Below are 24,595 nucleotides of genomic sequence, written 5' to 3'. Positions count from 1 at the left end.
TGCGCGGTCAGCGCAGCCACGGCCGAGCTGTGCCCATGGTCACTCACGAGAGCGACGTTATTCCTCGTCAGCGCCGTTGGCACGCCCAATTTCACCAATGGGCCGGATGTCCGCAACGAACCCTGCCGAAAGTTACTACCGAGTAGTAGCGTGCTGGGCATGGCTACGCACGAGGTGACCAACCAGGTTCCGCCACTTGCCGGTCACGACTTGGCCGCCGACCCGGCACTGCTCAGCTGGGCAGACACCGCGGAGCTGCACGAGCTCGGCCGCCTCGCCGGCAGCCACGAGTGGCAGGAGCGCGGTCGCCTGGCGAACGCCCACCCGCCCGTGCTGCACACCCACGACCGGTTCGGCCACCGGATCGACGAGGTCGAGTTCCACCCGGCGTGGCACGAACTGATGAATGTGGCTGTTTCGCACGGATTGCACGCTTATGTCGACGGTGAGCACTTGGAGCGTGCGGCCAAGTTCTACGTCTGGTCGCAGGTCGAGGCCGGCCACGGCTGCCCGATCTCGATGACGTACTCCGCTGTGCCCGCTTTGCGTGTGTCACCCGAATTGGTGGCCGAGTACGAACCGCTGCTCACCGCCCGTGAGTACGACTTCGGGCTGCGGGCACCGCTCACCAAGCGCGGCCTGATCGCCGGCATGTCGATGACCGAGAAGCAGGGCGGCTCGGACGTCCGCGCCAACACCACGGTCGCGCGGCCGGTGGACGACGGGTACGTGCTCACCGGGCACAAGTGGTTCACGTCGGCGCCGATGTCGGACGTGTTCCTGACGCTCGCGCAGGCACCGGGCGGGCTGACGTGCTTCCTGGTGCCGCGGGTGCTGCCGGACGGCACGCGCAACCGGTTCTTCCTCCAGCGGCTCAAGGACAAGCTGGGCAACAGGTCCAACGCGTCGGCGGAGGTCGAGTACGACGAGGCGTTCGCGGTGCGCGTCGGCGACGAGGGCCGGGGCGTGCGGACGATCATCGAGATGGTCAACACGACCCGCCTGGACTGCGTGCTCGGGTCGGCGGCCGGGATGCGGGCCGGGTTGCGGCAGGCGGCGCACCACGCGGCGCACCGCAAGGCGTTCGGGCAGTACCTCGTCGACCAGCCGGCGATGCGCAACGTGCTGGCGGACCTCGCGGTCGAGTCGGAGGCGGCGACCACGGCGGCCATGTGGCTCGCGGAGCACCGGTCGCGGCTCGGGCTCGCGGTGACCAAGTACTGGGTGTGCAAGCGCGGGCCGGTGCACGCGGCGGAAGCACTGGAGTGCCTGGGCGGCAACGGTTACATCGAGGACAGCGGGATGCCGCGGCTGTTCAGGGAGTCGCCGCTGATGTCGATCTGGGAGGGTTCCGGCAACGTCGCCGCGCTCGACGTGCTGCGCGCGATGGCGAAGGAACCCGAGTCGGTGCAGGAGTTCCTGGGCGTCGTGAGCGGGGTGGACCCGCGCATCGACAAGGCGCTGAACGAGCTGGGCGGCACGTTGTCCGATGTGGACCAGTCGCAGGCCCGCCGGGTCGTCGAGCGGATGGCCCTGGTGCTGCAGGGCGCCCTGCTGGTCAAGCACGGACACCCCGCGGTCGCCGACGCGTTCGTGGCCTCCCGGCTCGGCGGGGACTGGGGCGTCGCTTTCGGCACGCTCCCCAGGTCCACCGACTTCGCGACCATCATCGCCCGCGCCGTCCCCAAGCCCTGACTGTCGGCGCATCTGCAAGTACTGCCAACCGGCCGGTTGGCAGTACTTGCAGATGCCGGAAGAGCAGGGGTCAGAGGCCCAGTTCGCGGGCGATCAGCATCTTCTGCACCTCGGAGGTGCCCTCGCCGATCTCCAGGATCTTGGCGTCGCGGTAGAACCGGCCCACCGGGTACTCGTTCATGAACCCGTAGCCGCCGAAGATCTGCGTGGCGTCACGGGCGTTGTCCATCGCCGCCTCCGACGACACGAGCTTCGCGATGGCCGCCTGCTTCTTGAACGGCTCACCGCGCAACATCCGCGACGCCGCCTCGTAGTAGGCCAGCCGCGCCGTGTGCACGCGCGCCTCCATCTCGGCGATCTTGAACTGGATCGCCTGGTAGGTGCCGATCTTCGCACCGAACGTCTCACGCTCGTGGGCGTAGCGCACCGACTCGTCGACACAGCCCTGCGCCAAGCCCACCGACAGCGCGGCGATGGCCACACGGCCCTCGTCGAGCGTCCGCAGGAACTGGGCGAAGCCGCGGCCACGCTCCCCCAGCAGGTTCGCGGCGGGCACCCGGCAGTCGGCGAACGACAGCTCGCGGGTGTCCGAGGCGCACCAGCCGACCTTCGAGTACTTCTTCGACACCGTGAAGCCCGGCGTGCCGGACGGGACGATGATCGACGAGATCTCCTTGCGGCCGTCGGGCAGCGTGCCCGTCACGGCGGCGACCGTCACCAGGCCGGTGATGTCCGTGCCGGAGTTCGTGATGAACGCCTTGGTGCCGTTGATGACCCACTCGTCACCGTCGAGGCGCGCGGTGGTCGCCAGCGCCCCCGCGTCGGACCCGGAACCGGGCTCGGTGAGACCGAACGCGCCCAGCTTCCGGCCGGAGGTCAGCGACGGCAGCCACTCCGCCTTCTGCTCGTCGGTGCCGAACCGGTAGATCGGCATGGCGCCCAGCGACGTGGCCGCCTCGACCGTGATCGCGACGGACGAGTCGACGCGGGCGAGCTCCTCCAGCGTCAGGCACAGGGCGAAGTAGTCGCCGCCCATGCCGCCGTGCTCCTCGGGGAACGGCAGGCCGAGCAGGCCCATCTGCCCCATCTTCGCGACGACCGGGTACGGGAACTCGCCGCGCTCGTAGTAGTCGCCGATGACCGGGGCGACCTCGTCGCGCGCGAACTCCTCGACAGTCTTGCGCAGGTCCTCGTACTCGCTCGGGAGCCTGAAGTCCAACATTGCTGTCACTCCTCGTGAGAGACGACGGTGGCCAGCACCTGGTCGAGTGCGACCTGCTGACCTGCTTGCACGTTCACCTCGGCGAGCACGCCGTCGACCGGTGCGGTGACGGTGTGCTCCATCTTCATGGCCTCGACCACGAACAACGCTTGACCGGCGGTCACGTCCTCGCCCTGCTGCGCGCGGACCACCAGCACGGTGCCGGGCATCGGCGACTTCACCGGACCCCCGGAGGCCGCCGCGCCACCGGACGCGCCGACCAGGAACTCGGCCTCGGTCAACGCCCAGGACGCGCCGTCGTGGCCCAGCCACAGCACGTCGCCGTCACGGGCGACCGCGTACCGGCGCGACCCGACGAGCAGGTCGCCGCTCTCCCGGCGAGCACGGGCCCTGACCGGTTCTCCGGCGCCCACGACGACCTCGTCACCGCGCACCCGCACGTCGACGTCGTTGATCCGCCACGTCGTCCACGCGTGCTCACCGACGCGCCAGCCGGACAGCTGGTCCCACGGGTCGTCGCCACGCGGGTCGAGCGAGCGCTCCAGGCCGGCCGCCACGTACACGTCGTCCGGGACGTCCTGCGACGTCAACGCGTCCAGCTTGCGTTCGACCAGGCCGGTGTCCAGCGCGCCGGAACGGACGTCGGGGTCGCGCAGCAGTGCCCGCAGGAACGGGATGTTCGTCGTGACGCCGAGCAGCACCACCTGCCCCAGCGCGTGGTCCAGGCGCCGCAACGCCTCTTCGCGCGTGCGGCCGTGCGCGATCACCTTGGCGAGCATCGGGTCGTAGTCCGAGCCGACGACAAGTCCCTCGTACAGCCCGGAGTCGACGCGCACGGACGTGGGTTCGCGCAACGCCAGCACCCGGCCACCGGTCGGCAGGAAGCCGCGCGCCGGGTCCTCCGCGTAGACGCGCGCTTCGACCGAGTGGCCGCGCATCTCGACGTCGAGGTCCAGCACCTCACCGGAGGCGACCCGGAGCTGCCACTCGACCAGGTCGACGCCCGTGACCTCCTCGGTCACCGGGTGCTCGACCTGCAGCCGGGTGTTCATCTCCATGAAGTAGTAGTCGCCGGTCGCACCGTCCACGATGAACTCGACGGTGCCCGCGCCGACGTAACCGCAGGACTTCGCCGCGTCGACCGCCGCGGCGCCCATCGCCTCGCGCACCTCGGGTGTGAGGAACGGCGACGGCGCCTCCTCGATGATCTTCTGGTGCCGCCGCTGGAGGCTGCACTCGCGCTCACCGAGGTGGATCACGTTGCCGTGCGTGTCGGCGAGGACCTGGATCTCGATGTGCCGCGGGTTCGTGACGAACCGCTCGATCAGCAGCGTGTCGTCGCCGAACGACCCGCGCGCCTCCCGCCGGGCCGACTCGATCGCCTCGCGCAGCGCGGACTCCTCGTGCACGAGCCGCATGCCCTTGCCGCCACCGCCCGCGGAGGGCTTGAGCAGCACCGGGAAACCGATCTCCACCGCCGCGTCGACGATCTCGTCGTCCGACATGCCCTCGCGGGTGCGGCCCGGCACGACGGGAACCCCCGCCGCCGACACCGTGAGCTTCGCGCGGATCTTGTCACCCATCGCGTCGATGGCCGCCGCGGGCGGTCCGACGAACACTATTCCGGCGTCGTCGCAGGCTTTCGCGAACGCCGTGTTCTCGGCGAGGAAGCCGTAGCCGGGGTGGATCGCCTGCGCGCCGGTGGACACGGCGGCCTGGACGATCTTCTCGATGGACAGGTAGCTCTCACGGGCCGCCGCGGGCCCGATCCGCACGGCCTCGTCGGCCAGGCGGACGTGCAGCGCGTCGGCGTCCGCGTCGGAGTAGACGGCGACGGAACGGATTCCGAGCGCCTTGAGCGCACGGATCACCCTGACCGCGATCTCCCCGCGGTTCGCCACCAGAACGCTGTCGAACATGATCACATCCGGAAGACGCCGTAGGAAACATCGTCGATGGGGGCGTTGGCCGCGCTGGACAACGCGAGGCCGAGCACCGTGCGGGTGTCCCGCGGGTCGATCACGCCGTCGTCCCACAGCCGCGCGGTCGAGTAGTACGGGTTGCCCTGGTCCTCGTACTGCTGGCGGATCGGCGCCTTGAACGCCTCCTCGTCCTCGGCGGACCACTCGTCACCGAGCTGGTCGCGCCGGACGGTCGCGAGCACCGAGGCCGCCTGTTCACCGCCCATCACGGAGATCCGCGCGTTCGGCCACATCCACAGGAACCGCGGCGAGTACGCCCGGCCGCACATCGAGTAGTTGCCGGCGCCGAACGAGCCACCGATGATCACGGTGAACTTCGGGACCCGCGCGCACGCCACCGCGGTCACCATCTTGGCGCCGTGCTTGGCGATGCCGCCGGCCTCGTACTCGCGGCCGACCATGAACCCGGTGATGTTCTGCAGGAACACCAGCGGGATGGACCGCTTGTCGCACAGCTGGATGAAGTGCGCGCCCTTGACGGCGGACTCGCCGAACAGGATGCCGTTGTTCGCGACGATGCCGACCGGGTGGCCGTGGATGCGCGCGAACCCGGTGACGAGCGTGGCGCCGTACTCCTTCTTGAACTCCTGGAACTTCGACCCGTCGACGATCCGCGCGATCACCTCGCGAACGTCGTAGGGCGTCCGGGAGTCGGTCGGCACGACGCCGTACAGGTCGTCCGGGTTGACCTTCGGCGCTTCGACCTGGGTGACGTCCCAGGGCCGTCGGGCGCGCGGGCCGAGCGTGGAGATGATCGAGCGGACCATCCGCAGCGCGTGCGCGTCGTTCTCGGCCAGGTGGTCGGTGACGCCGGACGTGCGCGAGTGCAGGTCGCCGCCGCCGAGGTCCTCGGCGCTCACGACCTCACCGGTCGCGGCCTTCACCAGCGGCGGGCCACCGAGGAAGATCGTGCCCTGGTTGCGGACGATGACCGCCTCGTCGGACATCGCCGGCACGTACGCGCCACCGGCGGTGCACGAGCCCAGGACCGCGGCGATCTGCGGGATGCCCTTCGCGGACATCGTGGCCTGGTTGTAGAAGATGCGGCCGAAGTGCTCGCGGTCGGGGAACACGTCGTCCTGCTTCGGCAGGAACGCGCCGCCGGAGTCGACCAGGTAGATGCACGGCAGGTTGTTCTGCAGCGCGACTTCCTGCGCACGCAGGTGCTTCTTGACCGTGACCGGGTAGTAGGTGCCGCCCTTGACCGTGGCGTCGTTGGCGACGATCACGCACTCGCGCCCGGACACCCGCCCGACGCCGGTGATGATGCCCGCGGCCGGGGCCTCGTCGCCGTACATGCCGTTCGCGGCCAGCGGCGACAGCTCCAGGAACGGCGAGCCGGGGTCGACCAGCGTGTCCACGCGCTCGCGCGGCAACAGCTTGCCGCGGTCGACGTGGCGCTGCCGCGCCTTCTCGGGCCCGCCTCGCGCGGCGGTGGCCAGCTTGCTCCGCAGCTCCTCGACGAGCGCGGTGTGCTCCTTGGCGTAGCGGTCCGATGGCTCGGCTGCGCTGCGCAGGACCGGTGCGTCCATGCTCCCCAGACCTCAGGTTAGCGGGCGTTAACAAGGCCATGTTAACGCCCGCTCACCTGGCGGTCCACCAGTGCCGTTCGAGAGCACCCAGGTCGCAGGTCAAGGTGCTCTTACGACACTCCCACGCACCGGAATTCCGTTACCCGATGACCGACCGCAGAGCGGACAGGTAGCCGCTCGCGTGACCGGCCCGGTTCGGGTGGTAGGACTCCTCGACCGGCCAGCTCAGGCTGTTGAGCCACCAGCTCGACGAGCAGATCTCGTGCCCGGTGAACGCCCCGCGCACGTCGACGTAGCTGAACCCGGCCGCGGCGGCCCGTGCGCTGATCGTCGCGTGCAGCGCGTCGGAACCGGAGTTGATGGCGGCGCGCTTGGTGTCGCTCAGGCCGACGTTGCAGGTGCCGGGCACCTTGTACATGCGCGGGTAGCCGAGGACGACGACGCGCGCGGACGGGGACTTCGAGCGGATGGTGCCGTAGACGTTGGTGAGCAGGCCGGGAAGCGTGTTCGCGGCGTAGGCCTTGGCCGTGTTCACCCGGTTGATGCAGTCGTTGTCGGAGCCGAACGTGCAGGTGGTGATGACATCGGTGAAGCCGGCGTCGTTGCCGCCGACCTGCACGGTGACCAGGTTGGTGGCCGAGGTGACGGCCGCCGCCTGGGTGACGACGTCGCCCGTCCGGGCGCCGGAGCAGGCCACCGAGCGGAACGACGCCGGTGCTGTCGCGGCGGCCCACAGTGCCGGGTAGGCGAGCGGGCCGCGCTTGCAGCTGCCGCTCGTGCCGTCGTAGCTGCCGGTGCCGAGGCCGGAGGCGTAGGAGTCGCCGAGCGCCACGTAGTTGACGGCGGCGGCGCTCGCGGGGTTCGCGAGCGCGATGACTGCCGCGGCGGCGGTGACCACCGAGGCGATGAGGTGAGCAGGACGCATCGAAGACTCCCGAAGGGGCCGCAGGGGTGTGATGCAGTGCACGGCCATGGTCACTTACGAGTAAGACCCGTGTGAAGCATTGGTCAATAGTCAACGACTGGGGCTTGCGGCTGCGAAAATTTCACCCATCAGATTGAAAGTGAACGACTGCTAACCTTCCGGCGTGGCCGAGAAACCCTCACGTCGGGACCAGATCCTCACCGCCGCCGCGGAACTGTTCGCGCGGCACGGCTTCCACGGCGTGGGCATCGACGACATCGGCGCGGCGGTCGGCATCTCCGGGCCCGCGCTGTACCGGCACTTCCGCAGCAAGGACGCGATGCTCGGCGAGATGCTGACGTCGATCTCGGAACGCCTGCTCGACGGCGGTCAATCGCGGGTCGACGCGGCGTCGAACGCCGACGAGGCGTTGCGCGAGCTGGTCGGCTGGCACGTCGACTTCGCGCTCGACGACCCGGCGCTCATCACCGTGCAGATGCGCAACCTCGCCAACCTCACCGACCCGGACCGCCGGCGGGTGCGCGCCCTGCAGCGCCGCTACGTCGAGGTGTGGGTGGAGACGATCCGCCGGACCGTGCCGGAGTTCGACGAACCGACCGCGCGAGCCGCGGCGCACGCGGTGTTCGGGCTGATCAACTCGACCCCGCACAGCGCGCACCTCGACCGCGACCAGATGGCGGCCCTGCTGACGCGCATGGCCCTCGCCTCGCTCACCCCAGCCGCGGTCTCCTCCTGACCCCTCACCGAGAGTCACCCCCACCCCCTTGCTTTCCGCACGCGGGGGCCTTTCGTCCTTTCCTGGAGTACGAAAGCTCCCCGCGTGCGCAAAAGTGAGGCTGGTGGGGCACGTGTGGGTGAAGGCGGCTAGTTGTCGGTGGGTGGCGGACTGGCGATCAGCCGAGACCGTTCCGTAACCTGGCGCGACCATGGGTGCCCGTCAGCTCCTCCTCCGCCTCCCGGTCTGGTTCCGGTTCACGGTGATCACCCTCGCCGTGTTCGTCGTGGGGGTGGTCGCCTCACGACCCGCGACCGGCGACAACGGCACACCCAGCGGTGACGTGCTGGCGGCGGCCAAGGCGGTGCAGGCGTTCACCACGCCGTCGGCGACCCACGACCCGCAGCTCGACCTGCCCGCCGACTTCGCGGCGGAGATCGTGCGCGACCCCAAGACCGTGCGGGCGCCGGACGGGACGTTGCGCGTGGTCGACGTCGCCGGCGGGTGCTCCGGGCCGGCCGGTGACACGGAGTGGGACTTCAGCGTCGCCTGCCGTGCGCACGACATGGGCTACGACCTGCTGCGGTACGCCGAACGCAAGGGCCACGCGCTGGGACCGCAGGCCCGCAGGGGGCTCGACGACCGGCTCGCGGCGGACCTGCACCTGCAGTGCGAGCTGAACCCGCGCGGGGCCCGGCACACCTGCCACGCGGTCGCCGAGACCTACGCGCTGGGGCTGCAGTTCAACTCGTGGCGGCAGCGCTGGGGACCACCGGGGCACGAACCGGTCGTGGCGTGGGCGTTCGGCAGCGCGGTCGTGGTGTTCCTGCTGCTGGCCCGGCTGCACCGGCCACGCCGCGAGGAGGTCGCGGTCACCACCCGCGTCGAGCAGGACCGGTACGCGACGTTCCTGCGGTTGTTCAGCCTCGCGTTGCTGGTGCTCGGCGAAACCGTTGCCACGGTGGCACATCTGCGCGGTTCCGGCACGTCGTGGCTGTGGGCGTTGCAGGCGGTGCCGTTGTTCTTCTTCGCGGGCGGGCACGCGAACCTGCGCAGCTGGCAGGCCCACCAGGGCGGGTTCGGGTGCTGGGTGTCGAGCCGGACGTCGTGGCTGCTGCGGCCGGTGCTCGGGTTCGTGCTGCTGTGGGTGGTGCTGTTCACCGCGCTGAACCTGCTGGACGTCCGGGTCGACGCGTACAGCCGGCTGATCACGCACCCGTTGTGGTTCCTCGGGGTCTACCTGCTCGCGGTGGCGGCGACACCGGCCGCGGCCTGGCTGCACCGCCACCACCGCCGTGCCACGCCGGTCGTCCTCGCGCTGCTCACGCTGGCGGTCGAGGTCGCGCGCACGTCCACGGACTGGCGGACCGGCGGGTACGCGAACCTGGTCGTCGGCGCGCTGCTGATGCAGCAGGCCGGGTTCTTCTACGCCGACGGCACGGTGCAGCGCATCCCGCGCAAGGTGCTCGCGGCGCTGGGCGCGGTCACCCTGCCGGCGCTGGTGTTCTTCAGCGACTACCCGCGGTCGACGCTGGTGCTCGGGGTCGCGCAGGTCTGCCTCGCGCTGCTGGCCCGCGGGCACGTGTCGGCGTGGCTCGAGGGCCGGGCCTGGCACGTCGTGAGCTTCGCGCGGCGGGCGCCGATGACCGTCTACCTGGCGTACCTGGCCGGGGTCGGCGCGGTCGTGGGACTGCTCGGCCTCACGGCGGCGCCGAGCTGGTTCGCGGGGCTGTTGCTGCCGCTGACGTTGCTGTTCCACCGGTTCGAGCGCAAGGGGGTCCGGTTCCCGCGGCTCGCGCACGAGTCGCACCGGACCCGGCTCGCCACGGCGCTGGGCGTGAGCTTCGGGACGCTCGGGGTGCTCGGGTTCGTCGTGGCCGGGTTCCTCGGCGCCGGGGTGCTGGTGCTGCTGCCGGTCGATCCGCTGCAGAACGTCCTGCACCTGCTGCTCGGCTGGTACCTGATCCACACCGCCCGCACCGGCAGCTGCGACACCCGGTTGCCGTGGCTGCTCACGGCACTGGCGTGTGTGCCACCACTGCTGGCGTTGCAGCCGGCGCCGCAGGTCGTGGTGCTGCACGCCGTGGCGATCGGGTGCGCAGTGCTCGCAGCCATCCCCAGGTCACGGCCGCGCACACCGGCAGCCACAGCAGCCGCTGCCACACCCAGCCCGGACCTGGTTCCTGCTGCAGTCCCGGCAGCGGCCCCCACGCGCTGAACACCAGCGACACCGTGACGAGCGCGCTCTGGTGCACCAGCAGGACGCCGAGCGCGGTGCGGCTCAGCCAGTCATCACGCGGAACCTGCCTGCGCAGCAACGGTTTCACGACCAGGTAGGCACCGACGAACCACAGCGGCTCCACCACCAGGACGGCGACGTTGCAGGCGGTGCCCTGGTCGACCCCGCGCAGCACGAGTCCGAAGAGGACGGCCGCCCAGCAGCCGAGCAGCACCAGCGCCTGCCCCACCAGCCGCCGCACCGGCACGGTCGCACCGGCCACGACCACCGGCAGCACCAGGGCGTTCAGCACCAGGCCCACCCAGAACGGCCGCTGCGGGCCCGGCACCATCCCGGCCGGCGTGTCGACCAGGGTGGTCGTGAGCCAATGGCCCGCCACGACCGCGCACAACGCGGTGCCCACGAGGACGTTCCTGGTCACGGCTGCTCCCCCACGGCGATGCGGGCCAGCGCGGCCAGCGTGTCGGTGCCCGGTTCGTAGTAGCTCGCGTGGGTGCCGCCGGGGAACCGCAGCACGGTGGCGCCGAAGCGGGCCGACACCGGGTCGGTGCCGTGCCCGAGGTCGAACAGCCGCAGGCCGGGGATGAACCGCGCCCAGTCACCGGCGTTGCGCAGCGCCCACACCTTGGCCTTCGTCCGCAGGTCGGCGACCGATGCCGCCCGCACGCCGGGGCTGCCGTTGAACACGATGTCGGCGACGTCGAGCTCGGGTGCCGCGAGTGCGACGACCACCGAGCCGTAGCTGTGGCCGAAGATGCGGATGCGCGCGTTGGTCTGCAACGCGCGCACGAAGTCGACGAGTGCCGCCGCACCCGCTCTGGCGAGCCGGCCGGTCGCCGCGTCCACGCCGAGGCCCTGCGGCGTCGCGTAGCCGAGCCAGGCGATCACCGCGAGGTCGTCACGGCCCACGGCCTCGTACAGGTCGGTGGCGTTCTTGCCGACGGTCCGGTCGAACCGGTCGACGTCCACGTCGGACCCCGGAACGATGACCACGACGTCGCGGGCGGTGCTCAGGTCGCCGACGACGGCGACCCGGCGCGCGGCGTCGGAGCGCCACTCGCCCATCGACGGCGCGACGGACGGCAGCACGATCAGCACGAGGACCAGCAGGGTTCGGCGCATGACCGGAAAGCTAGGGAGGCGACCCGCCCGTGATCATCACGCTGACGTGCTGTTCTCCGGTGCTACCCCGGTACCACGAGCCCGCTCTCGTAGGCCGCGATGACCGCCTGCGCCCGGTCGCGCAGACCGAGTTTCGTGAGCACCCGGCTCACGTGCGTCTTGACCGTCTGCTCGGCCAGCACGAGGTTCGCGGCGATCTCGGCGTTGGACAGGCCCTGCGCGACCAGCACGAGGATCTCGGTCTCGCGCTCGGTCAGCGCCGCGAGCTGCGCAGGCCGGACGCGTTCGCTGCGGCGGGCCTTCACGAAGTCCTCGATCAGGCGTTTCGTGATCGAGGGCGCCAGCAGCGCCTCACCGGCGGCCACGACGCGCACGGCGTTCAGCAGCTCACGGGCGGGCGCGTGCTTGAGCAGGAACCCGCTCGCACCGGACTGCAACGCCTCGTACACGTAGTCGTCGAGGTCGAACGTGGTCAGCACGAGCACTTTGGACTCGCTGCCGCCGTCGATCAGGAGCCGGGTGGCGTGCAGACCGTCCATCTCGGGCATGCGGATGTCCATCAGCACGACGTCCGGTTCCGTGCGGCGGGCCAGCGCGACGCCCTCCACGCCGTTGCCCGCCGAGCCGATCACCTCGATGTCCTCCTGAGCGTCGAGCAGCGCGGAGAACCCCTCGCGCACCATCTCCTGGTCGTCCACCACGACCACCCTGATCACTTGTCCCCCAACGGAATCCGCGCCCGCACCAGGAAGCCGCCGTCCTCGGTCGACTTCACGGTCAACGTGCCGCCATGAACCGCCACACGCTCGTGCATGCCTATCAGGCCCTGACCGCTGCCACCGCCCCTGGACGGTCCACCCGCGGTGTTGCGCACCAGCACGTCCAGCTGGCCATCTCGCTTGTGGACGTGCACGGACGCCTTCGAACCGGGCGCGTGCCTGGTCGCGTTCGTGAGCGCCTCCTGCACGATCCGGTACGCGGTCAGCCCGACCGCCTCCGGCACGTCGTCCACGTCGACCTCGGCCTCGTCACCGGGCCGTGCCAGCTCGGGGATGCGGCTGATGCCCGGCTGCGGCTCCTTCGCCGGCGTCTCGCCGTTCGCCCTGAGCACGCCCAGCAGCCGTTGCATGTCGGTGATGGCCTCCCGCGCGGCCTGCCCGACCTCCTCGAACTCCTTCTGCGCGGCCTCGTTCAGCCCCGGCAGGCGGTAGGGCGCGGTCTCGCACCGGACGACCACCATCGACATGTGGTGCGCCACGACGTCGTGCATTTCCCTCGCGATGCGCGCGCGTTCCTCCAGCGCCGCCTTCTCGCCGCGTTGTTCCTCCAGCTCGCGCTCGACCCGGCCGCGCGCGCCGAACAGGTAGATCACGCCGGTGATGACCGGCACGGCCATGATCGCGTCGTGGTGCTGCGACTCGGAGAAGCCGACCACCGCCATGGTGAGCACGGTGGCGGTCAGGGTGACCCCGCCCGAGTAGAACGCGGCCACGCCCGCCACCAGCGGCAGCAGGGTCCAGTACTGGAAGTCCGCGACACCGGTCCAGCTGATCAGCGAGGCGACCGGGTACAGCGCGAGGGCGGCCACCCGCCAGGCGTAGAGCGGCGACCAGATCAGCAGCACGTACGGCAGGAACACCGACGCGAACAGGGCCGGCCACCAGCCGTCCGGATCTTGCAGCGAGACGAACCGGGCGGAGCCGACGATGGCGAACACCAGCGCGTAGACCAGCAGCGCGGCGTGGAACGGCTTGCGGAACCGCCCCAGTGCCCGTTCGAGCACGCGGGTGCGGTCGACGCCCAGCAGGGTCCAGTACAACGTGCGGAACACCACCCGAGACTAGGTGCACGCCCTCATCCGCACATTGACCTGCGGAGTGACATACCCCGGTAGCACTCTGATCAAGATGGGGCATTGCGATTGTGTTGGGCCGCCGGTAGGCAGTACCTGTGAGACCACCACAGGACCCGGATCGCTGGGCGCGGCTGACCGCCGTGGCCGGCGAGGCGCTGGCGGCTGCCAGGGCCGGTGAGGACGCTGTGGCGGTGGACCTCGTGACCGGCTATCTCAGCGGGTCGCCCGAGGGCAACGAGGAGATCCGCGAGCTCGTGCTGCTGCTGTTCGCCGAGTGCAGCTCGATGGTCGGTTCGCTCGGCTCCGGCGGCGCGACACCGGTGAAGATGCAGGTCTTCGACGAGGAGGGCCGTGAGGTCCAGATCGACGACGCCGACCCGCCGGTCCGCACGGCCATCCGCGCGTTGCTGGCCGAGGTGCACGGCGACCAGGACGCGGCCTCCGAGCAGATCGAGATCGCCCTGGCCAACGGCCAGCCGCAGGAGCTCGCGACCGTGGTGCTGCAAGCCCTGCGGTGGACGTTGAAGCTGGCGATCGAGTGCGAGACGCGCGACCTGCCCGTCGCGACCTGGATCACCGCGTCACTGGACGACCAGCCCTGACGTGCAGCACGGCGTCCACCCCGTCGAGCAGGTGCTGGTCGACGGGGAAGTAGCCCATCTCCAGCTTCGTGTCGGTGCGCACGGTCCCGGTCGGCTTCTCAGCGAGCCCCCAGGTGGTGAAACGGTCCTGCAGAGACCCTTCGAAGGTGCCTTCGTCCGGTTCACCGAGCCCGAAGCTGTCGTTGCGGCCGAGGGTGCCCGCGATGACCGTGTACTGGTCGCCGAGGATCGGGGCGACGAGCGCGCCGGCGGAGGACCACTCGATGCGCTCGCCGCCCATCTCCATCGAGCTGTTCGTGCGTTGCAGGTGGGCGTTGTGCATGAACACGAACGTCGGCCCGCGGCTCGCCTCGATCCGGCGGATCTCCAGCAGGTTGCGGGCCATCACGCCGTCGCGCAGCTGGCAGAGGCGGTTCAGGCGCACGCCGAGCGGGTTCGGCTCCGCGCACTCCCGGTGGTAGCGCAGGAGGCTCAGCGCGGCGCTCAGGTGGGTCTCCGCCCGCTCCCAGCCCTCGTCGCGCGGCCGGGCGTGCAACCGCGCAAGCATCTCCTGCCCGATCGCGCGGAACCGGACGGCCTCTTCGGACTGTCCGGGTGACTTCGTCACGTCCAGGACGGCCTCGTCGCGGCTCCACTTCTCGTCGTCGGTGCTCAGGTCGACGTCGAGGCCGAGGTAGTCGCGGGCGTGTTCGAGGTACGGGCGCGGGCTGGGCGCGCTGGTGGTCTCGGTCTGGAAGTCGGCGCCGTGGAACGCGAGCTGCTCGGCGGCCGGCCGGTCCCGGTTGTACTCGCGCATCCAGGCGACCAGCTCGCGGTTGGCGGGCCACTGGCCGAAGCGGTGGCTGAAGCCCTCCTCCAGCACCGTGTCGAGGTCACCGGGGCCGCCCTTGACGTAGTCGTCGACCAGCAGGCCCCTGACCCGGCAGGTCTCCAGCGCGATCGAGCGGAAGCCCGCGGCGGCCAGCTGCTCGAACAGCTCGTTGCGGATCCACGTGTGGGCGTGTTCGAGGTGGGTCGGTTCGCCGAAGGCGAGGAGCTCGGTGAAGGGGTGGAGGAACTCGCGGATGTCCTGGCTCATGTGGCTCAATCGTATCTTTGAAACCTCCGTTGAGACTTTTCCGCCATAGTCGCTGTAGGCAGGCGTTAAAGTCTCAACCGTGCGTCCAGCCGACCTAGCACGTGAACACGGCCTGTCGACGCAGGCGGTGCGCAACTACGAGCGGGACGGGTTCATCCCGGCCGCCGACCGCACCGAGTCCGGTTACCGCGTCTACACCGAGGTGCACGCGTCGGCGTTGAGGGCGTTCATCGCGCTGATACCCGCGTTCGGGCACGCGGTGGCGGGGCAGATCATGAACGCGGTGCACGCCGGGTCCGTCGAAGACATGCTGGTGACCATCGACCGCGGCCACCACCGGCTGCTGCGCGACCGCGAGACGCTCGACTCGGTGAGCCGCGCGGTCGCCGACCTGACCGAGGTGGAACCGGTCGTGGTGCCGCACTCGATCGGCGAGCTCGCGCGCCGGCTCGGCGTCACCCCGGCGACGCTGCGGGCGTGGGAGGAGGCGGGTGTCCTCGCACCCGAACGCGCGGCGACCGGCTACCGGGTGTTCGCCGCCGCCGACGTCCGCGACGCCGAGCTGGCGCACCTGCTGCGCCGCGGCGGCTACCCGCTGGCGCGGATCGCGGTGGTGGTGCAGCAGGTCCGCACGGCGGGCGGCACCGAGACGCTGACCGCCGCGCTGGCCGACTGGCGGCGCAGGCTGACCGCGCGGGGGCTGGCGGTGCTCGCCGCCTCCGCGCGGCTCAACGACTACCTGAGTGCGCGGGCAGCAGCTCGCTGACCAGCGCCCCGACCTGCTCGCTCTCGATCAGGAACGCGTCGTGCCCGTACGGCGAGGTGATCACCCGCAGGTCGTCGGCGCCGGGGATGCCCGCCGCCAGCTCCTGCTGCTGCCCCAACGGGTACAGCCGGTCGGAGTCCACTCCGGCCACCAGCGTCCGCGCCGTCACCCTGCGCAGCGCGGCCCGCACACCACCGCGGTCGCGGCCCACGTCGTGCGAGTTCATCGCCTCGGTGAGCGTGACGTAGCTGGCGGCGTCGAACCGCCGGGCGAGCTTGGCCGCGTGGTGGTCCAAATAGGACTCGACCTCGAACCGGCCGTCCTCCTGCACCTGCCGGCCGAACCGCGCCTGCAGCTCCTGCTCGCTGCGGTAGCTGATGTGCGCGATCCGCCGTGCCACACCGAGACCTTCCAGCGGGTCGGCCCTGATCGCGTGCAGCTGCGCCGACGCGAGCGCGATCTGCTCCGCGGACGCGGCCGCCGTCGTGGCCAGCAGGAGCAGCGACTCCACCCGCTCCGGCTCGCTCACGGCCCACTCGACCGCCCGCATGCCGCCCATCGACCCGCCGAGCACCGCGGCCCACCGCTCGATGCCCAGGTCGTCGGCCAGGAGCACCTCCGCCGCGACCTGGTCGCGGATGGTGAGCGTGGGGAACACCGGGTGCTGCCACGGCCCGGTGCTGCCCTGGCACCCGCCGAGCACGTTGGGCGCCACCACGAAGCACCCGTCCAGCGGCCCGGGACCGACGAGCGCGTCCCACCAGCCCGGCGTGGGGTGACCCGGCTCCACGCCCCCGGCGACGTGGCTGTCACCGGTGAGGGCGTGGAGCACGAGCACCGCGTTGGAGGCCTCCGCGTTCAAGGTCCCCCACGTCTCGTACGCGAGCTGGAAACCCGGCAACCCGGCGAACGGTTCGGTGTGGCTGAACCACTTCCGCCGCCCGTTCGGGTCGCCGAAGCGCCAGCCGCCCACTACAACTCGGACTTCGCCGCGGTGAAGCCCGCCTCCAGGTCGGCCTTGAGGTCCTCCAGGCCCTCCAGTCCGACGCTCAGCCGCACCAGCCCCGGCGTGACGCCCGCGACGAGCTGCTCCTCCGGCGTGAGCTGGCTGTGCGTCGTGGAGGCCGGGTGCACGATCAGCGACCGCACGTCACCGATGTTGACCAGCTGGCTGAACAACGACGTCCCGTCCACGAACGCCCGGCCCGCCTCGACGCCGCCGCGCAGCTCGAAGCTCACCACCGCGCCGGCACCCCCGGGCAGGTACTTCTGCGCGTTGGCGTGGAACGGCGACGACGGCAGGCCCGCGTAGTGGACCTTCGCCACCTCGTCGCGCCCCTCCAGCCACTCGGCAAGCGCTTGCGCGTTCTGGACGTGCCGCTCGACCCGCAGCGACAGCGTCTCGATGCCCTGGATCACCAGGAAGCTCGTCAGCGGGGCGATGGCCGCTCCGGTGTCGCGCAGCCCCTGCACCCGCAGCTTCGCCGCGAACGCGCCGTGCCCGAGCGCCGGCCAGTACCGCAGACCGTGGTAGCTGGGGTCCGGCTCGTGGAAGTCGGGGAACTTCTCCGGCCCGTACTCGAACTTCCCGCCGTCGACCACGACGCCGGCGATGGCCGTGCCGTGTCCGCCCAGGTACTTGGTCGCGGAGTGGACGACGATGTCGGCGCCGTGCTCCAGCGGCTTGAGCAGGTACGGCGTGGGCACCGTGTTGTCGACGACGAGCGGGATGCCGTTCTCGTGCGCGACCGCGGCGACGCCCTCGATGTCGAGCACGTGGCTGCGCGGGTTGGCCAGCGACTCGCCGAACAGCAGCTTGGTGTTCGGCTGGACCTTCGCCCGCCACTCGTCGAGGTCGTCCGGGTCCTGCACGAACGACACCTCGATGCCCAGCTTGGGCAGCGTGTAGCGGAACAGGTTGTACGTGCCGCCGTAGAGCGACGCGCTGGACACGAGGTGGTCGCCGGCCTTGGCGAGGTTGAGGATGGCGGCGGTCTCCGCGGCCTGCCCCGAGGCGAACGCGACGGCCGCGACCCCGCCTTCGAGCGCGGCGACGCGCTGCTCCAGCACGTCCTGCGTGGGGTTGTTGATGCGCGTGTAGATGTTGCCGGGCTCAGCGAGTGCGAACAGGTCCGCCCCGTGCTGCGTGTCCCGGAAGACGTAGGAGGTGGTCTGGTAGATAGGCGTGGCGCGCGCACCGGTCGCCGGGTCGGGCGCTGCGCCCGCGTGGATCTGCGTCGTCTCAAAGGACCAGGACATGGCTGTGCTCCGAAAGAGTGTTGACGGGGGTCGGGATCAACGGGAGCTGCGACAGGCCATGCTGGTGACGCGCACGTAGTCCACGTGGCGTCGGCTCACGAGCAGCACGGTCATGGTTGCAAACCGTAGGGGGCCGAACAGCCGCAGGGACACCCCGTCCACCAGGTGGGACCGCTTACTCTGATCACATGCGCACAGCTCTGGTCGGCTACGGACTCGGTGGGGCCGCCTTCCACGCCCCGTTCATCTCGACGACCCCCGGTCTCGAGCTCTCGGCCGTGGTCACCGCCAACCCCCGCCGCCAGTCCGAGGTGCGCTCCCGCTACCCCTCCACCCGCGTGCTGTCCTCCCTCGACGAGGTGTGGTCCGGCGGCTTCGACCTGGTCGTCATCACCACCCCGAACCGCTTCCACGCGACCCACGCCCGCCAGGTCCTCGACCACGGCCTGAACGTGGTCGTCGACAAGCCCTTCGCCGCCTCGGCGGCAGAGGCCCGCGCCCTGGCCTCCATCGCGGCGGCCCGCGGCCTGCTGCTGGTCCCGTTCCACAACCGCCGCTGGGACGGCGACTTCCGCACCGTCCAGTCCCTGCTGGCCACCGACGCCCTCGGCAAGGTGCACCGCTTCGAGTCGCGCTTCGAGCGCTACCGCCCGGAGGTCAAGTCGTCCTGGAAGGAGTCCGGCGACCCCGCCGACCTCGGCTCCATCCTCTTCGACCTGGGCACCCACCTGATCGACCAGTCCGTGGCCCTGTTCGGCCGCCCGTCCTCGGTCCACGCGGAGATCGCGACCGTCCGCCCCGGCGCCCGCACCGACGACGACGTGTTCCTCGCACTGACCCACGAGGGCGGCGTCCACTCGCACCTCTGGATGAGCGCACTCGCCGCGGACCTCGGCCCGCGCTTCCGCGTCCTCGGCCACGACGCCGCGTACGTGAAGCACGGCATGGACCCCCAGGAGGACCGCCTGAAGGCGGGCGAGACCCCCGGCGGCCCCGGCTGGGGCGAGGAACCGGAGTCCGCGTGGGGCACGCTCGGCGGCACCCCGCACCGCACGGAACCCGGCGCGTACCAGGACTTCTACGCGGCCGTCGCAGCCGGCACCGCTCCTGTGTCGCCGCTCGACGCCGTGACGGGCCTGGAGGTCATCGAGGCTGCGAAGCAGTCGGCGGCGACGGGCACCTCGGTCCGCCTCTGACCCGCGGGCCGAAGGCCCGAGCCGTCCTTCCCGGAGGGAGGCCGGTGGGTAGTCCCGGCATCGAGGGCGAAGGTCCGGCTGTCCCGATGTCGGGGGTCACAGACTCAGATGTTCTCGATGTCGAGGACCGAAGGCCCGGCCGTCCCTCCCGGCCGAAGGCCTGCGCTCACCCCGTGGCCTCACCCCCGCACCAACGGCGGGTACAACACCTCCGCCACCCCACGCCGGAACAACGCCGCAGGCCTCCCCCCGTCCCGCCCGGTGCTCTCCCCCGTCGCCTCCAGCATCCCCTGGACCCCGGTCACCTTCCGGTGGAAGTTCCGCGGGTCCAACGTCACCCCCCACACGATCTCGTACACCCGCCGCAGCTCGGCGACCGTGAACTCGGCCGGGCAGAACGCGGTCCCCAGCGGCGTGTACTCCAGCTTGGCCCGCGCCCGCTCCACCCCGTCGCCCAAGATCCGCGCGTGGTCGAACGCCAGCGACGACACCTCCGCCACCGGCACCCAGGACGCGGCGGCGGCGTCCGTCCCCGCGACGGGCACCGGCAGGTCCGGTGCGAGGGCCAGGTAGGCGACGGACACCACCCGCATCCGCGGGTCCCGCCGGGGTTCCCCGTAGGTCGCGAGCTGCTCCAGGTGCAGCCCGGACACCCCGGTCTCCTCCCGCAGCTCCCGCGCGGCCGCCGCGTCCACCGACTCGGCCACGCGCACGAACCCGCCCGGCAACGCCCACCGCCCCCGGAACGGTGCCTCTCCCCGCCGCACCAGCAGGGCGCACAGCGCGTCCGACCGCACGGTCAGCACCACCAGGTCGACCGTGACGGCGAAGGGAGGGAAATCACTTGGCGTGTACACGACAGCGAGTATAGGGTTATCGTCAGATTGACGACAAGGAGACGAACCCATGGCCGACATCAGCCGCTACCCCGGACTCCGCCACCTGCGCGGCACCCCGACGGTCCACATCAGACACGTCCGCAACGGCGAGCTGGTCCACGACGGCACCGGGCTGAGCTTCTGGTTCCGGCCCAGGACCGCCGTGCTGAGCGAGGTCCCGGTCGACGACCGCGAGCTGCCGATGCTCTTCCACGCCCGCACGCAGGACTACCAGGACGTGACCGTGCAGCTGACCGTCACGTACCGCTGCACCGACCCGGAGACGGCGACCGCGCGCATCGACTTCTCGATCGACCCGGACACCGGCACCTGGCGGCAGGACCCGTTGAGCCAGATCGCGAACACGCTCACCGAGAGCACCCAGCAGCACGCGCTGAAGATCCTCGGCACGCTCGACCTGCAGACCGCGATCCGCACCGGCGTGGAGCGCGTCAAGCAGGCCGTGGCCGCCAACCTGACCGCCGCCCACATCGGCCTGGAGGTCATCGACGTGCGCGTCGTGGCGATCCGGCCGGACGCGGACATGGAGAAGGCGCTGCAGACCACCGTGCGCGAGCAGGTGCAGCAGGAGGCGGACAAGGCGACCTACCAGCGCCGTGCGGTGGCCGTCGAGCGCGAGCGCGCGATCAGCGAGAACGAGCTGCAGAACCAGATCGAGCTCGCGAAGCGGGAGGAGCTGCTCGTCGTGCAGCGCGGTGCCAACGCGCTGAAGAAGGCGGAGGACAACGCGCGGGCCGCCCGGATCGCCGACGACGTCAAGGCCGAGGGCATCCGCAAGCTCGCCGAGGCGGAGGCCGCCGGCGAGAAGGCGCGGCTGGAGGCCTACCGCGACGTGCCGCAGGAGACGCTGTTCGCGTTGGCCGCCAAGGAGTTGGCCGGCAACCTGCCCGAGATCGGCAGCATCACCCTCACCCCCGACCTGGTCCAGCCGATCCTGCAGCGGCTCGCGCGATGAGCCTCGCTCCCCGAATTGTGGTGGTGCACCGGCGCACCGAGCTGACAGAGTTGCTGGCACGACACGGCACACGGGGCCAGGTCGAGTTCTTCCTGAAGTCCCGCAACCGAACCCTGGACGAGGTGGTGGATCGTGACCAGCAGACCCGGCGGGCGCTGGGAGAGGTCGGCGCCGCGATCCCGCTGGACTGGCGCCGCGGCGTGGTCGAGAGGGAAGACCTGTCGCGGTTCCTGTTCGCGCCCGAGGACGTAGTCGTCATCGTCGGGCAGGACGGGCTGGTCGCGAACGTCGCGAAGTACCTCGACGGCCAGCCCGTGATCGGCATCAACCCCGACAGGGGCGTGCTCGCCACGCACGCCCCGAAGGACGCCGCGGAGCTCCTGCGCGGCACCGGGAACACCGAGGACCGCACGATGGTCGAGGCGCGGTCGGACGACGGCCAGGTCCTGTTGGCGCTCAACGAGGTCTACGTCGGCCACCCGGGCCACCAGACCAGCCGCTACCGCGTGCACGGCGAACGTCAGGCCTCGTCGGGCATCCTCGTCGGCAGCGGCACCGGCGCCACGGGCTGGTGCTCCTCCGCCCACCGCGAACGCGGGAGCACCCTCACCCTCCCCACCCCCACCGAACGCAGGCTCGTGTGGTTCGTGCGCGAGGCGTGGCCGTCGCCGGGCACCGGTGTCGAGCACACCGAGGGCGAGATCACCGACGGGCCGCTGCACGTCGACGTCGAGTCCGACGGGCTGGTGGCGTTCGGCGACGGCATCGAGAGCGACGCGCTACGCCTCGGCTGGGGCCAGCGGCTTTCCGTCGGTCTCGCCGCCCGCCGGCTCCGCCTCGTGCGCTGAGCCGATCACCAGCAGGCACACCCCGGACAGCACCGCGCCGGCGACCAGGTAGAGCGAGATCGCCCAGGTCCCGGTGCGCAGCAACGACTGCGCGACCAGCGGTGCGAGACCACCGCCCAGCACGGCACCGAGCTGGAAGCTCAACGCCACACCGCTGTAGCGCACGCGGGTGTGGAACAGCTCGGCGAAGTAGGCGGCGGACGGGCCGAACAACGCCGCCGAGCCGATGAACCCGAGCACCATCGCGAAGGTGAACCAGCCCGCGTCCGTGAGCCAGAACAGCGGGAACGCGAACGCGGCCTGGAAGACCGCGCCGCCGAACATCACCGGCAGCCGGCCGATCCGGTCCGACAGCAGCGCGAACGCCGGCACCGCGACCACCTGCGCGAGCGACCCGATCACGGTCGCCACCAGCAGGTCGTCCGCCGTGATCTTCAGCGCCGTGCGGCCGTAGCCGATCATGAACACGCTCAGCAGGTAGATGAAGATCGTGAAGCCCAGGTTGACGCCCGCGCCCAGCAGCACGACCCGCCACCGCGTCCGCAGCACCTCGGCGATCGGCAGCCGCGACTTCTCCGCGCGCTCGAACCGCGGGCTCTCCGCCACCCGCAGCCGGATGTACAGGCCGATCCCGACCAGCACGACCGAGAACAGGAACGGCAACCGCCAGCCCCACTCCAGGAACGCCGTCCCGGACGCCTTCGACGACGCGTACATCGCGAGGTTCGCCAGCAGCACACCCGCAGGCGACCCGATGAACACCCAGCTGCCGTACCAGCCCCACCGGCCCGGCGGCGCGTGTTCGACCGCCATCAGCGACGCGCCGCCCTGTTCACCGCCCATGAAGAAGCCCTGCACGAGCCGCAGCAGCACGAGCAGCAACGGCGCGAGAATGCCCACCTGCGCGTAGGTCGGCAACAGCCCGATCAACGCCGTCGACAGTCCTGTCACCGAGAGGGTGACCACGAGCATCGAGCGTCGCCCGACGCGGTCACCGAGGTGCCCGATCACCGCGCCGCCCAGCGGCCGGGCGAGGAAGCCCGCGCCGAACGTGGCGAAGGCGAGCAGCACGCCGATGCGCGGGTCGAACTGCGGGAAGAAGATCTTGTCGAACACGAGCGCGGAAGCCGTGCCGTACAAGAGGAAGTCGTACAGCTCGATCGTGTTGCCGACCGCCGATGCGAACGCTGCCCTGCGTACCCCCGTCATCGTTCCAGCCTGGTGGAGGGATTGACAGTGCGCAATGGCCCGGTCACCCTTCGTCCTACGTTCCTACTGTTCAGTAACGAGGTAGCAATGACGCGCCGAGTGACTGTTGTCTCCGTGCTCACCGCCCTGGTCGCCGCGTTCCTGGCGCCCGCGGCCTCCGCCGCGCCGCAGTACCGCGAGTACGTCTCGCTGGGCGACTCGTTCGTCTCCGGACCGTTCATCCCGCTGCAACGGCTCGACCCGCTCAGCTGCTTCAAGTCCACGCAGAACTATCCGTCGGTGCTGGCCCGGCGGCTGAACGTCGCGAGCTTCACCGACATCTCCTGCGGTGGCGCGCAGACCAAGGACATGCTGGGCGTGCAGTCCGGCGTCCCCGGCCAGTCCGTGCCGCAGTTCTCCGCGCTCAAGGCCACCACCGACCTCGTCACGGTGTCCATCGGCGGCAACGACATCGGCTTCTCCGACATCATCCTCACGTGCGCCGCGAAGAGCGTGCTCGACCCGAACGGCGCGCCCTGCAAGGCGACCTACGGCGACCAGCTCGCCCAGCGCGTCGCCGCGACCGCCCCCGAGGTGGCCGCCGTGCTCGCCGGGATCAAGCAGCGCTCGCCCGCCGCGAAGGTCGTCGTGGTCGGCTACCTGCGCATCCTGCCGTCCTCCGGCGGCTGCTGGCCGGTCGTGCCGATCTCGCGCGGCGACGTGCCGTACCTCGACGGCGTGCAGCAGCAGCTCAACGCCATGCTCGGCGCGCAGGCCCAGGCCGCCGGTGCCACGTTCGTGAACCCCTACGACATCAGCGCGGGCCGCGACACGTGCGCCGCTCCGTGGGACAAGTGGGTCGAGGGCATCATCCCGACGAGCATCGCGTTCCCCGTTCACCCGAACGCCAAGGGCATGGCGGCGGTCGGTGACCAGGTCGCCGGCGCGCTCGCCGGGACGGAGCTCGCGGGCGTCTAGTTGCACGCCGTGAGGGCGGTTTACACGATCCGGTGTTACCGCTGAGTTGAATGGAGTTCCGGGTCCTCGCCACGCCATGGTGGTGGCATGGCAAGGACCCGACTTCTGCTCGCCTGCCTCGCGCTCGCCGTTCCCCTGGTTCCCGCGACCGCACAGGCAGCGCCCTTCCTCCCCGCATCCGGCCTGGTGCTGACGGTGCAGCCGGAGATGGGCGCCCTCAGCACCACGCAGCTGCAGTGCGACCCCGCCGGCGGGCTGCACAAGCACGCCCAGCAGGCGTGCGACCAGCTCACGCCGGTCGACGGCGACTTCCGCAGGCTGGAGGACACCGGCGCGATGTGCACGATGGAGCTGAACCCGACGAAGGCGATGCTGCGCGGCAAGTGGCGCGGCAAGAGGATCGACTTCCAGCAGGTGTACTCGAACCCGTGCGCCGTGCGCGCCCACACCGGCAAGGTCTTCGACTTCTGACCCCCTGACCGCGCCACCGGTGTTCCAGCGCACCGCCGTCGTGCTGGAGCACCGGTGGCGTTCAGCTC

The 24,595-nt window shown here is 70.8% G+C and carries 22 protein-coding genes; 10 read left to right on the top strand and 12 right to left on the bottom strand.

Translation table 11 applies throughout. From position 1 onward, the window contains the following. Window positions 1-159: 159 nt before the first annotated feature. Window positions 160-1,695, top strand: coding sequence for an acyl-CoA dehydrogenase family protein (locus tag ACZ7CF_RS19665; RefSeq protein ID WP_470370201.1), 1,536 nt, complete (start codon window positions 160-162; stop codon window positions 1,693-1,695). Between the two features lie 70 nt (window positions 1,696-1,765). Here ACZ7CF_RS19665 and ACZ7CF_RS19660 read toward each other — a convergent pair whose 3' ends face one another. The 4 genes from ACZ7CF_RS19660 to ACZ7CF_RS19645 all read right to left on the bottom strand — a co-directional run bounded on the left by ACZ7CF_RS19660 (window position 1,766) and on the right by ACZ7CF_RS19645 (window position 7,356). Continuing rightward, window positions 1,766-2,917, bottom strand: a complete 1,152-nt coding sequence (locus tag ACZ7CF_RS19660; protein WP_360395284.1) for an acyl-CoA dehydrogenase family protein — start codon at window positions 2,915-2,917, stop codon at window positions 1,766-1,768. Window positions 2,918-2,922: 5 nt separating this feature from the next. Continuing rightward, window positions 2,923-4,836, bottom strand: a complete 1,914-nt coding sequence (locus ACZ7CF_RS19655; protein ID WP_470370200.1) for an acetyl/propionyl/methylcrotonyl-CoA carboxylase subunit alpha — start codon at window positions 4,834-4,836, stop codon at window positions 2,923-2,925. A 2-nt stretch (window positions 4,837-4,838) separates the two neighbouring features. After that, the gene (locus ACZ7CF_RS19650; protein WP_470370199.1) at window positions 4,839-6,431 is read right to left on the bottom strand and encodes a carboxyl transferase domain-containing protein; all 1,593 of its coding nucleotides are present in this window, start codon (window positions 6,429-6,431) and stop codon (window positions 4,839-4,841) included. Window positions 6,432-6,570: 139 nt separating this feature from the next. Continuing rightward, window positions 6,571-7,356 carry an SGNH/GDSL hydrolase family protein gene (locus ACZ7CF_RS19645; RefSeq protein ID WP_470370198.1) on the bottom strand — a complete coding sequence of 262 codons (786 nt, stop codon included), beginning with the start codon at window positions 7,354-7,356 and terminating at the stop codon, window positions 6,571-6,573. Window positions 7,357-7,519: 163 nt separating this feature from the next. On the opposite strand from ACZ7CF_RS19645, the gene ACZ7CF_RS19640 reads away from it, so the two are divergent. Both ACZ7CF_RS19640 and ACZ7CF_RS19635 read left to right on the top strand, forming a co-directional pair. Then, window positions 7,520-8,092 carry an SACE_7040 family transcriptional regulator gene (locus ACZ7CF_RS19640; protein ID WP_470370197.1) on the top strand — a complete coding sequence of 191 codons (573 nt, stop codon included), beginning with the start codon at window positions 7,520-7,522 and terminating at the stop codon, window positions 8,090-8,092. A 190-nt stretch (window positions 8,093-8,282) separates the two neighbouring features. After that, on the top strand, window positions 8,283-10,289 hold the full coding sequence (locus tag ACZ7CF_RS19635) for a phospholipase A2 (RefSeq protein WP_470370196.1): 2,007 nt from the start codon (window positions 8,283-8,285) through the stop codon (window positions 10,287-10,289). A gap of 438 nt (window positions 10,290-10,727) precedes the next feature. Here the strand turns inward: ACZ7CF_RS19635 and ACZ7CF_RS19630 are convergent, their stop codons facing one another. From ACZ7CF_RS19630 to ACZ7CF_RS19620, 3 genes are all read right to left on the bottom strand, one after another. Beyond that, a complete protein-coding gene (locus ACZ7CF_RS19630; protein ID WP_360395274.1) occupies window positions 10,728-11,432 on the bottom strand; it encodes an alpha/beta hydrolase in 705 nt (234 codons plus the stop codon). Window positions 11,433-11,494: 62 nt separating this feature from the next. Beyond that, complete coding sequence (locus ACZ7CF_RS19625) at window positions 11,495-12,148, bottom strand: response regulator transcription factor (protein ID WP_360395272.1); 654 nt, start codon at window positions 12,146-12,148, stop codon at window positions 11,495-11,497. Beyond that, on the bottom strand, window positions 12,145-13,263 hold the full coding sequence (locus tag ACZ7CF_RS19620; protein ID WP_360395270.1) for a sensor histidine kinase: 1,119 nt from the start codon (window positions 13,261-13,263) through the stop codon (window positions 12,145-12,147). The genes ACZ7CF_RS19625 and ACZ7CF_RS19620 overlap by 4 nt, the downstream gene beginning before the upstream one ends. Before the next feature lie 119 nt (window positions 13,264-13,382). Between ACZ7CF_RS19620 and ACZ7CF_RS19615 the strand changes: the two genes are divergently transcribed. Next, window positions 13,383-13,889, top strand: a complete 507-nt coding sequence (locus ACZ7CF_RS19615) for a hypothetical protein (protein WP_360395269.1) — start codon at window positions 13,383-13,385, stop codon at window positions 13,887-13,889. Here the strand turns inward: ACZ7CF_RS19615 and ACZ7CF_RS19610 are convergent. Beyond that, window positions 13,861-14,967: an erythromycin esterase family protein gene (locus ACZ7CF_RS19610; RefSeq protein WP_458430401.1), complete on the bottom strand. Its 1,107-nt coding sequence runs from the start codon at window positions 14,965-14,967 to the stop codon at window positions 13,861-13,863. The two genes, ACZ7CF_RS19615 and ACZ7CF_RS19610, sit on opposite strands and share 29 nt — an antisense overlap. 79 nt (window positions 14,968-15,046) lie before the next feature. Here ACZ7CF_RS19610 and ACZ7CF_RS19605 point away from each other — a divergent pair, with 79 nt between their 5' ends. Beyond that, window positions 15,047-15,733 (top strand): TioE family transcriptional regulator, encoded by a 687-nt coding sequence (locus ACZ7CF_RS19605; RefSeq protein ID WP_470370195.1) that lies wholly within the window; start codon window positions 15,047-15,049, stop codon window positions 15,731-15,733. Here the strand turns inward: ACZ7CF_RS19605 and metX are convergent. Both metX and ACZ7CF_RS19595 read right to left on the bottom strand, forming a co-directional pair. Next, on the bottom strand, window positions 15,696-16,706 hold the full coding sequence (gene metX, locus ACZ7CF_RS19600) for a homoserine O-acetyltransferase MetX (RefSeq protein ID WP_470370194.1): 1,011 nt from the start codon (window positions 16,704-16,706) through the stop codon (window positions 15,696-15,698). The two genes, ACZ7CF_RS19605 and metX, sit on opposite strands and share 38 nt — an antisense overlap. After that, window positions 16,706-17,992, bottom strand: a complete 1,287-nt coding sequence (locus ACZ7CF_RS19595; protein WP_360395262.1) for a bifunctional o-acetylhomoserine/o-acetylserine sulfhydrylase — start codon at window positions 17,990-17,992, stop codon at window positions 16,706-16,708. The genes metX and ACZ7CF_RS19595 overlap by 1 nt, the downstream gene beginning before the upstream one ends. A 188-nt stretch (window positions 17,993-18,180) precedes the next feature. Between ACZ7CF_RS19595 and ACZ7CF_RS19590 the strand changes: the two genes are divergently transcribed. After that, the gene (locus ACZ7CF_RS19590; protein ID WP_360395261.1) at window positions 18,181-19,188 is read left to right on the top strand and encodes a Gfo/Idh/MocA family protein; all 1,008 of its coding nucleotides are present in this window, start codon (window positions 18,181-18,183) and stop codon (window positions 19,186-19,188) included. Between the two features lie 179 nt (window positions 19,189-19,367). On the opposite strand, the gene ACZ7CF_RS19585 is transcribed toward ACZ7CF_RS19590, so the two are convergent. Further along, window positions 19,368-20,045 carry an NUDIX hydrolase gene (locus ACZ7CF_RS19585; protein ID WP_470370193.1) on the bottom strand — a complete coding sequence of 226 codons (678 nt, stop codon included), beginning with the start codon at window positions 20,043-20,045 and terminating at the stop codon, window positions 19,368-19,370. Window positions 20,046-20,094: 49 nt separating this feature from the next. Between ACZ7CF_RS19585 and ACZ7CF_RS19580 the strand changes: the two genes are divergently transcribed. Together ACZ7CF_RS19580 and ACZ7CF_RS19575 are read left to right on the top strand one after the other, a co-directional pair. Then, window positions 20,095-21,042 (top strand): SPFH domain-containing protein, encoded by a 948-nt coding sequence (locus tag ACZ7CF_RS19580; protein WP_470370192.1) that lies wholly within the window; start codon window positions 20,095-20,097, stop codon window positions 21,040-21,042. Continuing rightward, the gene (locus ACZ7CF_RS19575; protein ID WP_470370191.1) at window positions 21,039-21,890 is read left to right on the top strand and encodes an NAD(+)/NADH kinase; all 852 of its coding nucleotides are present in this window, start codon (window positions 21,039-21,041) and stop codon (window positions 21,888-21,890) included. The genes ACZ7CF_RS19580 and ACZ7CF_RS19575 overlap by 4 nt, the downstream gene beginning before the upstream one ends. Here ACZ7CF_RS19575 and ACZ7CF_RS19570 read toward each other — a convergent pair. Further along, complete coding sequence (locus tag ACZ7CF_RS19570) at window positions 21,822-23,099, bottom strand: MFS transporter (RefSeq protein ID WP_458430396.1); 1,278 nt, start codon at window positions 23,097-23,099, stop codon at window positions 21,822-21,824. The two genes, ACZ7CF_RS19575 and ACZ7CF_RS19570, sit on opposite strands and share 69 nt — an antisense overlap. 87 nt (window positions 23,100-23,186) lie before the next feature. On the opposite strand from ACZ7CF_RS19570, the gene ACZ7CF_RS19565 reads away from it, so the two are divergent. Both ACZ7CF_RS19565 and ACZ7CF_RS19560 read left to right on the top strand, forming a co-directional pair. Continuing rightward, window positions 23,187-24,056: an SGNH/GDSL hydrolase family protein gene (locus ACZ7CF_RS19565; RefSeq protein ID WP_470370190.1), complete on the top strand. Its 870-nt coding sequence runs from the start codon at window positions 23,187-23,189 to the stop codon at window positions 24,054-24,056. Window positions 24,057-24,143: 87 nt separating this feature from the next. After that, on the top strand, window positions 24,144-24,527 hold the full coding sequence (locus tag ACZ7CF_RS19560) for an SSI family serine proteinase inhibitor (RefSeq protein WP_360395251.1): 384 nt from the start codon (window positions 24,144-24,146) through the stop codon (window positions 24,525-24,527). Window positions 24,528-24,595: the final 68 nt, after the last annotated feature.

It is taken from the genome of Lentzea sp. NPDC036955 (genome assembly GCF_055608005.1).
The sequence above is the reverse complement of the archived record's forward strand: the minus strand, read 5'-3'. Positions and strand labels throughout refer to the sequence as shown.

What these genes read in the sequence shown, in the direction of transcription:
- ACZ7CF_RS19665 (WP_470370201.1), top strand. Translation starts at nt 160, where the DNA reads ATGGCTACGCACGAGGTGACCAACCAGGTTCCGCCACTTGCCGGTCAC.
- ACZ7CF_RS19660 (WP_360395284.1), bottom strand. Translation starts at nt 2,917, where the DNA reads ATGTTGGACTTCAGGCTCCCGAGCGAGTACGAGGACCTGCGCAAGACT.
- ACZ7CF_RS19655 (WP_470370200.1), bottom strand. Translation starts at nt 4,836, where the DNA reads ATGTTCGACAGCGTTCTGGTGGCGAACCGCGGGGAGATCGCGGTCAGG.
- ACZ7CF_RS19650 (WP_470370199.1), bottom strand. Translation starts at nt 6,431, where the DNA reads ATGGACGCACCGGTCCTGCGCAGCGCAGCCGAGCCATCGGACCGCTAC.
- ACZ7CF_RS19645 (WP_470370198.1), bottom strand. Translation starts at nt 7,356, where the DNA reads ATGCGTCCTGCTCACCTCATCGCCTCGGTGGTCACCGCCGCCGCGGCA.
- ACZ7CF_RS19635 (WP_470370196.1), top strand. Translation starts at nt 8,283, where the DNA reads ATGGGTGCCCGTCAGCTCCTCCTCCGCCTCCCGGTCTGGTTCCGGTTC.
- ACZ7CF_RS19630 (WP_360395274.1), bottom strand. Translation starts at nt 11,432, where the DNA reads ATGCGCCGAACCCTGCTGGTCCTCGTGCTGATCGTGCTGCCGTCCGTC.
- ACZ7CF_RS19610 (WP_458430401.1), bottom strand. Translation starts at nt 14,967, where the DNA reads ATGAGCCAGGACATCCGCGAGTTCCTCCACCCCTTCACCGAGCTCCTC.
- ACZ7CF_RS19595 (WP_360395262.1), bottom strand. Translation starts at nt 17,992, where the DNA reads ATGTCCTGGTCCTTTGAGACGACGCAGATCCACGCGGGCGCAGCGCCC.
- ACZ7CF_RS19590 (WP_360395261.1), top strand. Translation starts at nt 18,181, where the DNA reads ATGCGCACAGCTCTGGTCGGCTACGGACTCGGTGGGGCCGCCTTCCAC.
- ACZ7CF_RS19580 (WP_470370192.1), top strand. Translation starts at nt 20,095, where the DNA reads ATGGCCGACATCAGCCGCTACCCCGGACTCCGCCACCTGCGCGGCACC.
- ACZ7CF_RS19575 (WP_470370191.1), top strand. Translation starts at nt 21,039, where the DNA reads ATGAGCCTCGCTCCCCGAATTGTGGTGGTGCACCGGCGCACCGAGCTG.
- ACZ7CF_RS19570 (WP_458430396.1), bottom strand. Translation starts at nt 23,099, where the DNA reads ATGACGGGGGTACGCAGGGCAGCGTTCGCATCGGCGGTCGGCAACACG.
- ACZ7CF_RS19565 (WP_470370190.1), top strand. Translation starts at nt 23,187, where the DNA reads ATGACGCGCCGAGTGACTGTTGTCTCCGTGCTCACCGCCCTGGTCGCC.
- ACZ7CF_RS19560 (WP_360395251.1), top strand. Translation starts at nt 24,144, where the DNA reads ATGGCAAGGACCCGACTTCTGCTCGCCTGCCTCGCGCTCGCCGTTCCC.